Source organism: Streptomyces sp. NPDC055025 (genome assembly GCF_053608565.1).
Map to the genome: position 1 here is coordinate 105,692 of NZ_JBSGVS010000005.1, position 13,868 is coordinate 119,559.

A 13,868-nucleotide genomic window follows, 5' to 3' on the forward strand; every position below is an offset into this window, starting at 1 on the left:
CAACGGGTGCATGTTGCATATACATCAAGAAAGGAAGGCTATGAAAGCGCTCTTCGCGAACAAAGTGGTACTGGTCACGGGTGCTTCGCGAGGGATCGGCAGAGCCGTCGCGCTCAGATTCGCTCAAGAAGGGGCACGGTTGGTGCTGGCGGCCCGTTCGGCCGACCGGCTTGCCCAGGTGGAGAAAGAAGTCCGTGATCTGGGTGCGGAAGTGCTGTCGGTGCCCACCGATGTGACCTCCCGCGATGATGTGGCGGCCCTGGTGGACGCCGCGATGAACCGATTCGGAAGAATCGATGTGCTGGTGAACAACGCCGGGATCGGAAAGGTGGGCGGTATCGAATCGACTGCGTTCGAGGACGATGTCCATCAAACGCTACAAGCGAGTCTTTTCGGGATGATCAATGTGACGCAACGCGTTCTCCCGATACTTCGGCAACAGAAGTCGGGCACGATCGTCAACATGTCGTCCGTCATGGGACGCAAAGCGTTTGCCCGATTCGGCTCATACGCGATCGTGATGCATGCGGTCTCCGCGTTCTCGGACAGTCTTCGCCAGGAGCTGGCCGGGAGCGGTGTCCGGGTCTCGGTGATCCACCCGGCGCTCACCGCCACCGATCTGCTGAGGGAGGCGGAGGAAGCCGAGATGCCTCCCCCGTTCCGGCATATGACTCCGCTGTCATCAGAAGATGTCGCGCGCGCCGTGACGGAAGCGGTCCGGAGAGGGAAGCGACGTGTCGTGCTGCCGCGAACGGCGAATATGCTGCTGCTCGGCGAGGCTTTGTCGCCTGGCGTCGGCGACTTGATCGCCGCCGCTCTGACACGGCGGCCCGTCGCCAGATTGCTCGGGATGAGCCGCGGGAAGACTTATCACGAAACGATCTTGACCAACCCGAGCCGGTAAAGCGGCCTTGGTGAAATCCATGGAGGGGTCGAGACTCGGCTGAGCCCGGAGTGTCCGCCCCGGTCAGAAGCGGCCGAAAGGCGCCTCACACGTTGGCATACAGTCCCGAATCGGAACGTGGAGAGGCATCTGCGTCGCTTGACTCGGTCGCTTGACGCGCCGTGAAATTCGGGCCTTCGGCATCGCCGCCCCGCTGAACGCCGAGGAACTCGGTACCACCAGCGACCGAAAGGCCGCAGCCCGATGACCTACGGAGAAACTGAGAGGTGTGGAGATGGTCCACGATGACAGGCTGTTCCTGATCACGGGCGCGACCGGCAGGACCGGGAGCGGCACGCTCGAACTGCTGCTGGAGCGCGGTCACCGCGTCCGGGCGATGGTCCACCGGGAGGACGAACGTTCCCGCGCGCTGGCCGAGGCCGGCGCCGAGGTCGTCGTGGCCGACTTCCTCGACCTGGATGCCGTGACCGCAGCCGTGCGGGGCGTCTCCGGTGCCTATTTCTGCTACCCGATCCTGCCGGGCCTGGTGGAGTCGACCGTCATCTTCGCCCAGGCGGCGACCGAGGCGGGTGTCCGGTCCGTCGTGAACATGTCGCAGATCTCCGCCCGCCGCGAGGCCCGCAGCAATGCCGCCCGGCAGCACTGGCTGAGCGAGCGACTGCTGGACCGGACGAGCCTGGTGACCACTCACCTGCGGCCGACGTTCTTCGCCGAGTGGCTGAAGGTGTGGTGGGAGATGCGGGACGGCGAAGGGTTCCTGCGGCTCCCGTTCGGCGAAGGCCGGCATGCGCCGATCGCGTCGGCCGACCAGTCGCGCGTGATCGCCGCGGTGCTGGCCGACCCCGAACCGCACGACCACGCGGTCCACACCCTGCACGGCCCGGTCGAGCAGAACCACTACGGCATCGCCAATGCCATGGCCGGCGCGCTCGGCCACCCGGTGCACTACGAGCCGATCACCGTCGAGGAGTTCGCCTCGGCCATGCTCAAGCGCGGGCTGCCCGAACACCTCGTCCAGCACCTCGGCAACGTCGCCGTCGACTACCAGAACGGCGTCTTCGCCGGCACCAACGACACCGTCAAGAAGATCGGCGGGCGCGCCCCGCTCTCGGTCGAGCAGTTCGTTGCCCAGGACCGGTCGTACTTCGACACCAGCGGCCCCTACTTCGTCCCCGCCCCCTGACGCGGCCGTTGTGTTCGCAGGTCCGAAGTTCTTCAGCGGCCCGTGTGGTTCCCCGCCCACACCGCGGGGGTCCGGCCCGCCCACGGGCTTGCCCGTTCGAGTTGTCCCGCGAGGCGGAAGAGGCGGCCTTCGAGCCCGTATCCGGCGGCGAACTGCATTCCGATCGGAAGCCCCGTCTCCACGTCGGCCGTCACGGGTACGGACATGGCGGGCGTGCCCGCCACATTGAACGCCGCGGTGAACGGCGAGAGGTCGAAGAGGCGGCGAAGCCAGCCAAGGCCGTCCAGTGCCTCCGCACCCTTCGCATGGGTGCCCAAGGGCAGGGGAAGCTCCGGCAAGGTCGGGGTGAGCAGCATGTCGTGGGTGTCGAAGTAGCGTGCCAGGCTCCGGGCGACCCGGTTGCGCATCGCGAGAGCGGTGACGAACTGGGCGCCACTGACACGCTGTCCGTAGTGGTAGCCGGCAAGGGTGGGCGGTTCGAGGGTCGAGGAGTCGACGGGCCGGCCGAAGGCGGCGGCCAGTTCGTCGACCGAGGCCGTGAGATTCGCCGTCCACTGGCGGGCGCAGGCCAGGACGAACTCCTCCCAGTCGGCCCCGAGGCCGACCGTCACCTCCTCCACCTGGTGGCCGAGGGATTCGAGCAGCCGCACGGTACGGGAGAGGGCGTCGGCCACCGGCGCGGTGGTACGGCGTCCGCCCCACGCCTGGGTGAGGACACCGATCCGCAGCGAGCCCGGGTGGCGGGTGACCTCCTCCGTGTACGGCCGGGACGGCTCCTGGGCGAAGTAGGGGTCACCCGGTTCCGGGCCTCGCATCTGGTCGAGCAGTACCGCGCTGTCGCGCACGGAGCGGCTGACGCTGCCCTGTACGGCCAGGCCGTTGAAGACCTCGTCGAAGTCGGGGCCCACGGAGACCCGGCCACGGGTGGGCTTCAACCCGAAGAGGCCGTTGCAGGCGGCGGGGACGCGGATCGACCCGGCGGCGTCGGTGGCGTGCGCGATCGGGACCACGCCGGCGGCGACGGCCGCCCCCGCGCCCCCGCTGGATCCGCCCGCGCCGCGCGCCAGGTCCCACGGGTTGCGGGTCGCGCCGTACAGCACCGGTTCCGTCGTGTTGCTGTAGGCCATCTCCGGTGTCGCGGTACGTCCGAATGTCACCAGACCGGCGCGACGGAAGCGCAGCATCAGGGAGGAGTCGGCGCCGGCGACATGGCCGGCCGTGAGACGGCTGCCCAGCTCCATTCGCCGCCCGGCCATGGCGACTCCGATGTCCTTGATCAGGAACGGGACGCCGGCCAGCGGTGTGCTGCCGGGGACGGGCGTGTCGTCGGTCGGCCATGTCTCCACGATGGCGTTGACGCGCGGATTGACCGCCCGCGCGGCCTCGCGTGCGGCTGCTTCCAGTTCGGCGGGGGTCACCTCGCCCTTGGCCACCAGCTCCGCGAGCCCGACCGCGTCGAAGCTCCCGTACTCGGCGATCCTCACTGTCACTCCCAGCGGAAAGAGCGATACCGAAGCGGTACCGAAGAGTACCGTATGATACCCATCGGTATCGCGTGGAACGGACTGGTACCGTAACAGGGGGTTGAGTGGCCCCACAACAGACCGGACGTCACGGAGCGGTTATGGCAGCGAGCGCCGGCAGGCCGAGCAGGGTGGCGAAACTGCCGCCTCGTGAGCGCATCCTCGACGCTGCGGAAGAGCTCTTCCAGAGCGAGGGGATCCGGCGGGTGGGCGTCCAGACGATCGCCGAGCGGGCCGAGACCACCAAAATGGCGATCTACCGGCACTTCGAAACCAAGGACGCGCTGGTCGCGGAGTGGCTGCGGATCGTCGCCGCCGACTACCGGGCGGCCTTCGACCGGGTCGAGGCCGAACACCCCGGCCGGCCCATGGACCAGATCCTTGGCCTCGCCCGCTTCATCGCCGAGGGACTGCCGGCGATCTCGCACCGGGGCTGCCCGTTCATCAACTCCATCGCCGAGCTGCCCGACCGTTCCCATCCCGCACGGCAGGTGATCGAGAAGCACAAGGCCCACCAGACCCGCAGACTGGTCGGCATGTGTACCGAGGCCGGGCTGTCCGACCCTGAGCAGGCCGCGGCGGCGATCACCTTCGTACTGGAAGGCGCGCAGGTCAGCACACACAACGGAAGCATCGATCAAGCGGGGGACCGCCTGATGAGAACCATCGAGGGGATCCTGGCTCAGCACCGCTCCCCCCTCGACCCCTCCCGGGCAGCCACCGGCTGACCGCCCCGCACATGGGCCGCCGCCATGGCTCGGTCTTCTTTCGGAGGCCTTCCGTCAGAGGCGGATCCAGGGGCTGCACGCGGTGTCCGCGCCGGCCCGTCCCGTGCAGACCTGGTAGCTGAGGGCGGGTGCGCTGCGGGCCATGTTCTGTTCGCCGCAGCCGGTTGTGACGCCGTTGGCGTCGCTGACGGTACGTGTGGAAGTGCCGCCCGTGGAGTTGCGGTACCTGTAGTGGGTGCGCACGCCCCAGTTGTCGGCGTTCGTGTCGCAGGCGTAGACGCGCAGGCCGTCGCTGTCGGCTCCGCCGTAGCCACGGGCCTGGCCCTCGGCCTGAATGGTGTACTCGCTCGCCGAGGCGGTGGTGGTGGTGAGCAGGAGCGTGCCGGCCACCGTGGCGGCGGTCAGCAGGGCCCGGGTCGTGTGTCGCATACTCATCTCCCCTGTGAGTGCGGATATCCCCTGTGGGCGGGTCTGCCGGGGCGGCCTGACATGGACGCCGGGGTACGAGTGAGCGAAGGGATCCCGGAGGTGTGTCCGCTCGATCGCGCCCCTGGGCCGGCAGGCCCATCCGGGACATGGCCCTGGCGGAGCCCCAATTAAGCCTGTATGGAGGATTTATCACCCCGGAGAGTGACCTATGGGATATGAGTCCCATGCCGGGTTGGAACCGTGCCCCCACCACCATCGAGCCCTACCTGAACGGCGACTTCACGGGGTTCATGGGCGGCGTACCGGGCCACTGGCAGAGCAACTACGCGCCCCCGCCGCCACTTCCGTCCCAGCTCTGGCCTGAGACCACTTCTGCCAGGCGGTTCAAGGTCTTCTCAAGGATCGTCCAATGCCCGCCGATCACACTCGCCCCAGCTTTCAACCATCTCCCGTTTCAAGCATCTCCCGGCATCTCCAGGGCTGAGGAGCGAACGATGCCGCACCGGCGAACGGATCGCTCGGGCCTCTGCCGCGTCATGCCATCGTCCAGGCGCTTACGGCTTTCCTCGAAGACTCCGCACGGGCCTGCCTGGCCGTCCACGCGGGATCTCGGGGCGCAACGAAAGGTGACTATGAGTTCAACAGGCCCGGCGACTCTTCACAGCTTTCAAATCTTGGGGCCCATACGGGTCCGTCTCCATGACGAGGCCGTCTCCATCGGAAGCCCCAAGCAGCGGACGCTGCTCCTGGCACTGCTTCTCAACCTCAACCGTCCGGTGTCTCTGGACTGGCTCACCGGCGCGTTGTGGGAAAGCGAGGCGCCCATCTCGGCGGTGGCGAATCTACGCAGCTACGCGAATACCCTTCGGCGCGTTCTGTCCGTTCTGGACGATGTCGAGATCGTCGGCAAGGGCCGCTCCTACCAGCTTCTGGCCGCCCCGCAGCGGCTCGACCTCACAAGCTTCGAGCAAACGGCACAGAGCGGGCGGGCCGCACTGGCCCGCGGGGACTTCACAGCGGCCATGGCACAACTGCGGGAGGCGATCGACCTCTGGCGGGGCCCCGTCGGGCAGGGCATCGACTGCGAAAAGCCGATGGCCGCCCGGCTGGCCGCCCTGCGTGAGCAATACATGACCGTACTGGAAGACCACGCCGAGGCCGGTATCGCTCTCGGCGCCTGCGCCGAAGCGGCTTTCGGGCTGCGGGTCCTGCTCGGGGACGAGCCCCTGCGGGAGCGCTCCTGGGGCCTGCTCCTGCGGGCGGTGTACGGCTCCGGAGACACAGCCGGCGCACTCTCGGTCTACGCCCAGGCACGCACCCAACTGGTGCGGGATCTGGGTATCGAGCCCAGCGAGGAACTACGGCACATACACCAGGCCATATTGAATCGCGCCCCGCTCCCGTTACCCCGGCACAGGGAGTTCCTGTTACCCCGGCACAGGGAGCTCTCGATACCCCGGTACAAGGAAGGGGACACTCCCAGCCCGACAGCCCCGGCCGGCTCTTCCCGTTCGCCCGTCGTATCGCGGCGCGGCCACACGGTGCCACGGCAACTGCCCCGCCCCATGTTCTTCGCCGGACGGGAGCGGGAGGCAGCGAATGTGGTGACGGCCCTGAACCGTGACGAGGGCTTCGCGCGGGTGACGGCGATCAGCGGCCCGCCCGGAGTCGGCAAGTCGGCACTGGCACTCCAGGCCGCCTACGCGGTCGCCGATCGCTTCCCCGACGGGCAGCTCTACACGGACCTCGGAGACGTGGAATCGTCGGAGACCCCGAGGGGAACGAGGCGCCTGCTCATCGGTTTTCTCACGGCGCTCGGGGAACCGGCCCCCGCACCGACCGTGAGTACGGGCGAGACCGCGGCGCATTTCCGTTCCGTCACGGCCGGCCTCTGCCTTCTGATGGTGCTGGACAACGCCCTCGACGCCGCGCAGGTGCGTCCTCTGCTTCCCACCGGCCGGCACTGCGCGGTGCTGGTCACCGGCCGGCGCGGTCTCGCCCTCGACCACGCACAGCACCTGACGCTGGATCCTCTCACCACGCAGGAGGCGCTGGCGCTGCTCGCCGAACTCATCGGTGCGCGTGTGGCCGCCTCGCCCGAGGCGGCCGAGGAGATCGTCGAGCACTGCGCCCGTCTGCCCGGCGCCATACGAGGCGTTGGTGAACTCCTGTCAGGCCGGCCGCAGTGGGGGTTGGACCACCTCGCGGAGCAGCTGCGCGGCGGGACAGGCCGTGTCGACGATCACCCCTCCGCCGGGCAGGGGCCGAGCAGTTGGCTGCGCGCGATGTACGAGTCGATCGATCGCACCGACCCGCGGGCCGCACAGCTCATGCGGGCCCTGGCCCGTCGCCGTGATCCCGAGATCACCCCGGCGATCGCCGCCGAGTTGGTGGAGACGTCCCCGGCGGCGGCGGAGCTGCTGCTCGACCGGCTGAGCGACCACCGCTTCCTCAACAGCCTGGGACCCGGCCGCTATCGCCTGCCCCATGTCTTCCACACACTGTCCGCCACCCTCGGCTGAAAGGGAGGCCGAGATGCCGAGCCTCATCGTCGTCGCCGCTGCTGTCGCCTGCGCCATCCTGCTCACCATCGGCGGCCTCTGGTGGCTGCGCCGTCAGTACGCGGTGGTCACCGTCGCGGGGACGAGCATGGAACCGACGTTCCGCTCCGGCGAACGCGTCGTCGTACGCCGTGTCGCCACGCACCGCCTCACGCGAATGTCCGTAGTCGTCGTACGTGACTCGGTGCACCTTCAGGGGCGGATACCGGAGGACGTGCGCCCGAGGAAGGACCGCGCGCCGGTCACCGCGGGGTGGGCGGGCCCCTGCCTCATCAAACGGGTGGCCGCCGTCCCCGGCGACCCGGTGCCCCGGGACACCGTGCCCGCCCTGCGTGACGCGCCCGAATCAGCTGTGCCCCCGGGCCGGGTGGTTCTGCTGGGTGACAACCCGGACCAGAGCTACGACTCGCGCGTCCACGGTTACTTCTCGACAACGGAATTGCTTGGACGCGTCGTCAAACGACTCGATGGCTGACAGGCAGTCTGTATGTGGCCTGTATCAAGTTTATACAGGACACGTCTAGCATATAGGGCAGGCTATTGTTGCGGCGACGGGGAGATTCAATCATGCGGAATCTTGCGACCGGATGTGAGTTTCTGCTGGGGGTGGTCTTTCTGGCTGCCGCACTCAGCAAGTCACGAAATCGGTACTCGTTTCTTGAATTCGTGGGATCGATAAAAGACCTGAATATCCTTCCCCGGTCCCGTGCCCGCGCCATGGCGATGACGGCACTCGGCGTCGAATTCACGGTCCCCGTACTGCTCGCCTTCTCGTTGCTCCCGGTGGGACCGCTCCGGGAGGAAGCGCCGGTACTTCGGACCGGCGCACTGGCGCTGAGTCTCGGTCTGCTGCTCGTCTTCAGCTCCGTCGTCGCACATGCTCTCAGAAGCGGTACCCAGACGCCCTGCAAGTGCTTCGGAGGCCGCGGCGCGGTGCTGGGCGTGCGTCATATCGTCCGCAATCTGCTGCTCTCCACGATCGCCATCGTCGGAATGCTCGGCAACCTGCTGGCCGGGGAGAGCGCCGAGGCCGTTTTCGGAAAACTGCTGGCGGCCGCCACCGGAATCGTCCTCGCAAGCTTCTTCGTGCTCTTCGACGACATCGTGGAACTCTTCATTCCCACTCGATCAACTGGCTCGCCCAAGGGCCCGCGCCTGCCCGTATCGCAGATCCGGGACCCACGAGGCTGACATAGTTGGGAAAAGGATCAACCATGCCGTATCTCATCGTTCTGGCTGCCCTGCTGGGACTGCTGTGCATTCTCAATCTGGTCTTCACCTACGGCGTCATCATCAGACTGCGCGAGCATTCCCAGTTGCTGGCGGAGGGCCATGGGCAAGACGTATCGGATCCGACCGGAAATCGCCCACACCCCATGGGAGACGCGCCGTCGGAATTCAGCGCCATGACGCTCGACGGGGAAGCGATCTCACGCGACTCCCTCACCGGCCCGGCCGTCATAGCCTTTCTGTCGCCGGGATGTGTTCCCTGTGAGAAGGCGACCCCGGAGTTCCTCGGCTACGCCACCACAGTGCCCGAGGGCCGGGACCGCGTCACCGTGGTCATCTCGGGTTCCCCGTCCGAAGCCGCCGCATACGCAGCGCAGTTCACCGGCGTCGGGCGGGTCATCGTGGAGGAACCCGACGGGCCGGTGCAGTCCGCTTTCGCCGTCAATGGATTCCCGGCCTTCGCCGGGCTCGACGTCGACGGTGCCATTACCGTGGCTTCCCGCAGGGTCGCTGATCTTCCCACGGCGGTATCGAGGTGAGACGGCTCTCCCGGCGGCCCGAACACGACACGGGCAGCCGAGTCCGGCTGAGGGACGCGCTGGCCGCGCTTGTCTTCGCCTGCCGTGCCGCTCCCTTCGCCGTCGCCTTCCTTTTTCTGGCAGGCATGTTCCTCGGTACTCTGCCGGTGCTGTCCGCCTGGTTGACCAAACTTCTTCTCGACGGCATCACGGCGCGGCCCGCCGGTGAGCTGAACCACTTCCTCGCGCTGGCCGCCGCGCTGGCGGCCGGCGGAGTGGCCACCGTGCTTCTTCCCCATGGCACCGTGTTCGCCGGCAACCTGCTGACACGCCGTGTGCAAATCGCCATCAGGGAGCGTCTGTTCACCAAACTGGGCACCATGCACGGGCTGGCGCAACTGGAGGATCCGCCCTTCTACGACCGGCTCATGCTCGCTCAGCAGTCCGGGAGCGAGAGTCCGGGCCGGTTCCTCACCGGTCTGCTCGGCATTGTGCAGGCAGGTATCACCCTGGGCGGGTTTCTGATCACGCTCAGCCTGCTCAGCCCGGTGATGGCGGGTGTGGTGATCGCGGCGGTGATCCCCGCGCTTCTCGCCGAGAGGGCTCTCAACAAGCGCCGGGCCCGGCTACGGCGGCGGCTGGGGCCCGCCGAGCGCAGAGAGATGTTCTACACGGATCTCCTCCGAGATCTGAAAACCGCGATGGAAGTCCGCCTGTTCGGCATCTCGGATTTCCTCCGCGACAGAATGCTGGGCGAACTGCGCACCATCAACTCCGCCCGGGACCGGCTGGATCGGCGTGTGCTGCGCACACAGGGCGGACTGTCCCTGCTGTCCGCGGCCGTGGCCGGCGGCGGGCTGGTCTGGGCGGCCCACGCGGCGCTGTCCGGACAATTCTCCGTCGGCGATGTCGCGATGTTCATCGCCGCGGTGGCCGGTACGCAGGGATCCCTCGCCAATCTCGTCAGAAGCCTGTCCACGATCCACGACTCGTTGCTGATGTTCCACCATTACCAGGAAGTGATGCGTACCCCGTCCGCCCTTCCCGTGCCGGAAGAACCGCGTACCGTGCCACCGCTGGGACACGGTATCGAGTTCCAGGACGTATGGTTCCGCTACTCCGACGACCAGCCATGGATTCTTCGCGGCGTCGACCTGTTCCTCCCGAACGGACAGGTCACAGCCCTGGTCGGCCACAACGGCGCGGGAAAGTCCACGCTCATCAAACTGCTCTGCCGACTCTACGATCCCACGCGCGGGGCCATTCTCTGGGACGGCATCGACCTGCGCGCATTCGATCCGGCGGAGCTACGGGAACGGATGAGCGCGGTATTCCAGGACTACACCCGTTACGACCTCACCGTGAAGGAGAACATCGGGCTCGGTGACCTCTCCGCCCTTGAGGACGAACCACGCCTCACGGCAGCCGCCCGGCGCGGAGGAGTCCACGAGGTCGTCACCCGGCTCCCGCACGCCTACGACACCCTTCTCAGCAGGATGTTCCAGGACCCCAACAGCGACGACCCGTCCTCGGGAGTGCTGCTGTCCGGAGGACAGTGGCAGCGTCTGGCCCTGGCCCGCGCCCTGCTGCGCGGCGAACGGGATCTGCTCATACTCGACGAACCGAGCTCGGGACTCGACGCCGAAGCCGAATACGAGATCCACCAGCATCTGAGGGATTACCGCGCCGGGCGTACCAGCCTCCTCATATCCCATCGCATGGGATCCGTACGGGACGCCGTCCGGATCGCCGTACTCAGTGAGGGCAGGATCGTGGAGCAGGGAAACCACACGGAACTCATCACCCTCGGCGGAATATACGCCCGGCTCTTCCGTATCCAATCGCACGGGTACCGTGAGAAGCAATCCGCGGAGCCAGAGCTGACCAATTGAAAACCGCGCAAAGACAGCGGAGGGGCAGCGCAAAGACAGCGGAGAGGCGGCGGAGAGGAAAAAGGACGGGGTCAGCCCCGGCTTCCTGGTCGGAAGCCGGGGCTGACCTGTCACTCGTCGCTCTCGGATCAGTCGGCGCAGGTTCCGCAACCGGCGTACCAGGTGTACTGGTACACGCCGTTGCAGATCCGGTCGTACGCCAGACGGTCCTGCCAGAACGAGCAGCTGGAATCACAGTGAGAGTACTGGTCGTAACACGCGGCCGGAGCGGCGGCCGCCGTGACCGAGGGGGCCACCATACCCACCATCCGTGTACCCATCGTCTCAATGATCTTGAGCATGAGAATTCCTCCCGTCATCGCTTCTGCAAGCGAAGGAAATTGACATTGATAAAGCTAGCCGCAGAGGAGACGAGAAAAATACAATCTAAATACAGCGGCTCCGGCCAACGATGCGCGATGCGGTGCTTGGAGACGCCGTGCTCGGAGATGCCGTGTTTGGAGAAGAGGAACGCGGGGGCTCCGACCTCACGGCCGCGCCTGCTCCGGCAGGGTGAGGATTTCGGCTCCGTCGTCGGTGATGGCGATCGTGTGCTCGGTGTGTGCCGTCCGGCAGCCTGTCGCACTTCGGAGCGTCCACCCGTCGGCATCGGTGACGAGTTGAGCGGTGTCCGCCATGACCCATGGCTCCAGTGCCAGCAGCAGCCCAGGGCGCAGTTTGTATCCACGGCCGGGCCGTCCGGTGTTCGCGACGTGCGGGTCCTGGTGCATCGTCGATCCGATGCCATGGCCTCCGAACTCGGTGTTGATCGGGTACCCCGCCTCGCTGAGGACCGTGCCGATGGCATGGGAGATGTCACCGATGCGAGCCCCGGGCCGGGCGGCGGCGATCCCCGCGGCCAGCGCGCGTTCGGTCGCACTGATCATCGCGACACTCTCCGGGTGCTTCGTGTCTCCCACGATGAAGCTGATGGCGGCGTCCGCGGCGACTCCGCCTCTGGAGACGGCGAGGTCGAGTGTCAGCAGATCGCCGTCGGCAAGCTTGTAGTCGTACGGCCGTCCGTGGAGCACGGCGTCGTTGACGGCCGTGCAGATGTAGTGGCCGAACGGGCCGCGTCCGAAGGATGGCTCGTAGTCGACATAGCAGGACAGCGCTCCCGCCTCGACGATCATGGCCTTGGTCCACCGGTCGATGTCCAGCAGGTTCGTGCCGATCGTGCTGCGGCTCTTCAGCGTCTGCAGGATGTCGGCGACCAGGGCGCCAGTGTCCTTCGCACGGGCCAGTAGGGTGGGATTCAGGATCTCGATCATGTGGCGCCCTTCTTATGCAACCAATAACTATACCGGTCGAACTATACCGGTATAAGAATCGGCGCCATGGTCGAGACCAGTCGGCCGGAGCGTGGCCTAGAGCCGGGCTGTCAGGACTCGCTCGCGGGTGTGGTGAGGGCGGTGGTGGCGAACTTCTCGCGCCAGGCCAGCGATACGTAGACGAGCGCGATCAGGACCGGGACCTCGATGAGCGGGCCGACCACGCCGGAGAGGGCCTGCCCGCTGGTGACGCCGAAGGTGGCGATGGCGACCGCGATCGCGAGCTCGAAGTTGTTGCCCGCCGCGGTGAACGCCAGGGTGGCGGTCCGGTCGTAGGCCAGTCCGAGGGCCTTGCCGAGGAGGAAGGTGCCGAAGAACATCACCGCGAAGTACACCAGCAGTGGCAGGGCGATTCGGGCGACGTCCAGCGGCCGCGAGGTGATCGTCTTCCCTTGCAGAGCGAAGAGGATGACGATGGTGAAGAGCAGTCCGTACAGCGCCCAGGGGTCGATCTTCGGCAGGAACGCCGTCTCGTAGCGCTCCCGGCCCATGGACTTCTCGCCGAAGCGGCGCGTGAGGAAGCCGGCCAGCAGGGGAACGCCGAGGAAGATGAGCACGTTCAGGGCGATCTTCCCCATGGAGATGTCGAGGCTCTCACCGTCACCGAGGCCGAGCCAGTCCGGCAGCAGGTCGAGGTAGAGCCAGCCGAGCAGGCCGAACGCGGCAACCTGGAATACGGAGTTGAGGGCGACGAGGACGGCGGCGGCCTCGCGGTCGCCGCGGGCGAGGTCGTTCCAGATGATGACCATCGCGATGCAGCGGGCGAGACCGACGATGATCAGGCCGGTGCGGTACTCGGGCAGGTCCGGCAGGAAGATCCACGCCAGCGCGAACATCACAGCCGGGCCGACAACCCAGTTGATGACCAGCGAGGACGCCATCAGCTTCCGGTCGCCGGTGACGGCGTCGAGCTTGTCGTAGCGGACCTTGGCCAGGACCGGATACATCATGATGAGCAGGCCGACGGCGATGGGCAGCGAGATGCCGCCGATCTCGACTTTCGCCAGAGCGTCGTCGAGCCCGGGGATCAGTCGGCCGAGGCCCAGTCCAAGCCCCATGGCGATCAGGATCCAGACGGCCAGGAAGCGGTCGAGGGTCGAGAGTTTCGCGACGACCGGGTCCGCGCCCGGCGGGGCGGGTGTGCTGGTGGTCGCCGGTCCGCCGCTGGTCACGGGCAGGCTCTCTTCGTGTCGGCCGCTCGGGTGGCACGGGCGGCCGTGGCCAGAGCGGTGAAGGAACCCGCCACGGATTCGATGACGTCCGGGCGCAGCTTGTAGTAGGTGAAACGGCCGCACGGTTCCGTCTCGACCACCCCCGCTTCGCGCAGTACGCGCAGGTGGTTGGAGAGGTTGGTCTGCTTGGCGCCGGTCTCCTCGACCAGGTGCGTGGTGCAGAGGGTCTCGTGGGCGAGCAGGGTCACGATCTGGAGCCTGAGCGGGTCCGAGAGCACGCGGATCAGCTCAGTATCGACTGACGTCATCATGGGCTGATACTGTCACATCAGTGGCGGGTGACGCCATCGGGTGCTGA

Annotated in this window: 14 protein-coding genes; 8 read left to right on the plus strand and 6 right to left on the minus strand. The window is 67.1% G+C overall.

Annotation, left to right across the window (positions count from 1 at the left end; all coding sequences use genetic code 11):
* Positions 1-40 precede the first annotated feature (40 nt).
* Together ACWGDX_RS05060 and ACWGDX_RS05065 are read left to right on the plus strand one after the other, a co-directional pair.
* On the plus strand, positions 41-904 hold the full coding sequence (locus ACWGDX_RS05060; RefSeq protein WP_453622374.1) for an SDR family NAD(P)-dependent oxidoreductase: 864 nt from the start codon (positions 41-43) through the stop codon (positions 902-904).
* Between the two features lie 274 nt (positions 905-1,178).
* Positions 1,179-2,087, plus strand: a complete 909-nt coding sequence (locus ACWGDX_RS05065; RefSeq protein ID WP_453622376.1) for an NmrA family NAD(P)-binding protein — start codon at positions 1,179-1,181, stop codon at positions 2,085-2,087.
* 32 nt (positions 2,088-2,119) lie between these two features.
* On the opposite strand, the gene ACWGDX_RS05070 is transcribed toward ACWGDX_RS05065, so the two are convergent.
* Complete coding sequence (locus ACWGDX_RS05070; protein ID WP_453622378.1) at positions 2,120-3,571, minus strand: amidase; 1,452 nt, start codon at positions 3,569-3,571, stop codon at positions 2,120-2,122.
* A 140-nt stretch (positions 3,572-3,711) separates the two neighbouring features.
* Here ACWGDX_RS05070 and ACWGDX_RS05075 point away from each other — a divergent pair, with 140 nt between their 5' ends.
* Positions 3,712-4,338 carry a TetR/AcrR family transcriptional regulator gene (locus tag ACWGDX_RS05075; RefSeq protein WP_453622380.1) on the plus strand — a complete coding sequence of 209 codons (627 nt, stop codon included), beginning with the start codon at positions 3,712-3,714 and terminating at the stop codon, positions 4,336-4,338.
* A gap of 54 nt (positions 4,339-4,392) precedes the next feature.
* Here ACWGDX_RS05075 and ACWGDX_RS05080 read toward each other — a convergent pair whose 3' ends face one another.
* Positions 4,393-4,767, minus strand: coding sequence for a hypothetical protein (locus tag ACWGDX_RS05080; protein WP_453622381.1), 375 nt, complete (start codon positions 4,765-4,767; stop codon positions 4,393-4,395).
* A gap of 674 nt (positions 4,768-5,441) precedes the next feature.
* Between ACWGDX_RS05080 and ACWGDX_RS05085 the strand changes: the two genes are divergently transcribed.
* The 5 genes from ACWGDX_RS05085 (at position 5,442) to ACWGDX_RS05105 (ending at position 10,968) form a co-directional block, all read left to right on the plus strand.
* Positions 5,442-7,289 (plus strand): BTAD domain-containing putative transcriptional regulator, encoded by a 1,848-nt coding sequence (locus tag ACWGDX_RS05085; protein WP_453622382.1) that lies wholly within the window; start codon positions 5,442-5,444, stop codon positions 7,287-7,289.
* 13 nt (positions 7,290-7,302) lie between these two features.
* Positions 7,303-7,803 carry a S26 family signal peptidase gene (locus ACWGDX_RS05090; protein ID WP_453622384.1) on the plus strand — a complete coding sequence of 167 codons (501 nt, stop codon included), beginning with the start codon at positions 7,303-7,305 and terminating at the stop codon, positions 7,801-7,803.
* 92 nt (positions 7,804-7,895) lie between these two features.
* Positions 7,896-8,519: a MauE/DoxX family redox-associated membrane protein gene (locus ACWGDX_RS05095; RefSeq protein WP_453622386.1), complete on the plus strand. Its 624-nt coding sequence runs from the start codon at positions 7,896-7,898 to the stop codon at positions 8,517-8,519.
* Between the two features lie 23 nt (positions 8,520-8,542).
* On the plus strand, positions 8,543-9,097 hold the full coding sequence (locus ACWGDX_RS05100) for a TlpA family protein disulfide reductase (RefSeq protein ID WP_453622388.1): 555 nt from the start codon (positions 8,543-8,545) through the stop codon (positions 9,095-9,097).
* Positions 9,094-10,968: an ABC transporter ATP-binding protein gene (locus ACWGDX_RS05105; protein WP_453622390.1), complete on the plus strand. Its 1,875-nt coding sequence runs from the start codon at positions 9,094-9,096 to the stop codon at positions 10,966-10,968. The genes ACWGDX_RS05100 and ACWGDX_RS05105 overlap by 4 nt, the downstream gene beginning before the upstream one ends.
* A gap of 128 nt (positions 10,969-11,096) precedes the next feature.
* Here the strand turns inward: ACWGDX_RS05105 and ACWGDX_RS05110 are convergent, their stop codons facing one another.
* From ACWGDX_RS05110 to ACWGDX_RS05125, 4 genes are all read right to left on the minus strand, one after another.
* The gene (locus ACWGDX_RS05110) at positions 11,097-11,309 is read right to left on the minus strand and encodes a hypothetical protein (RefSeq protein WP_453622392.1); all 213 of its coding nucleotides are present in this window, start codon (positions 11,307-11,309) and stop codon (positions 11,097-11,099) included.
* 186 nt (positions 11,310-11,495) lie between these two features.
* Positions 11,496-12,278, minus strand: a complete 783-nt coding sequence (gene map, locus ACWGDX_RS05115) for a type I methionyl aminopeptidase (protein ID WP_453622394.1) — start codon at positions 12,276-12,278, stop codon at positions 11,496-11,498.
* A 110-nt stretch (positions 12,279-12,388) separates the two neighbouring features.
* Positions 12,389-13,510, minus strand: a complete 1,122-nt coding sequence (gene arsB / locus ACWGDX_RS05120; RefSeq protein ID WP_453622396.1) for an ACR3 family arsenite efflux transporter — start codon at positions 13,508-13,510, stop codon at positions 12,389-12,391.
* Complete coding sequence (locus ACWGDX_RS05125; protein ID WP_382857051.1) at positions 13,507-13,821, minus strand: ArsR/SmtB family transcription factor; 315 nt, start codon at positions 13,819-13,821, stop codon at positions 13,507-13,509. Before ACWGDX_RS05125 ends, arsB begins: the two co-directional genes overlap by 4 nt.
* Positions 13,822-13,868 lie beyond the last annotated feature (47 nt).

Coding starts and splice junctions, on each gene's coding strand:
- ACWGDX_RS05060 (WP_453622374.1), top strand. CDS start 41: ATGAAAGCGCTCTTCGCGAACAAAGTGGTACTGGTCACGGGTGCTTCG.
- ACWGDX_RS05065 (WP_453622376.1), top strand. CDS start 1,179: ATGGTCCACGATGACAGGCTGTTCCTGATCACGGGCGCGACCGGCAGG.
- ACWGDX_RS05075 (WP_453622380.1), top strand. CDS start 3,712: ATGGCAGCGAGCGCCGGCAGGCCGAGCAGGGTGGCGAAACTGCCGCCT.
- ACWGDX_RS05080 (WP_453622381.1), bottom strand. CDS start 4,767: ATGCGACACACGACCCGGGCCCTGCTGACCGCCGCCACGGTGGCCGGC.
- ACWGDX_RS05090 (WP_453622384.1), top strand. CDS start 7,303: ATGCCGAGCCTCATCGTCGTCGCCGCTGCTGTCGCCTGCGCCATCCTG.
- ACWGDX_RS05095 (WP_453622386.1), top strand. CDS start 7,896: ATGCGGAATCTTGCGACCGGATGTGAGTTTCTGCTGGGGGTGGTCTTT.
- ACWGDX_RS05100 (WP_453622388.1), top strand. CDS start 8,543: ATGCCGTATCTCATCGTTCTGGCTGCCCTGCTGGGACTGCTGTGCATT.
- ACWGDX_RS05110 (WP_453622392.1), bottom strand. CDS start 11,309: ATGCTCAAGATCATTGAGACGATGGGTACACGGATGGTGGGTATGGTG.
- map (WP_453622394.1), bottom strand. CDS start 12,278: ATGATCGAGATCCTGAATCCCACCCTACTGGCCCGTGCGAAGGACACT.
- ACWGDX_RS05125 (WP_382857051.1), bottom strand. CDS start 13,821: ATGATGACGTCAGTCGATACTGAGCTGATCCGCGTGCTCTCGGACCCG.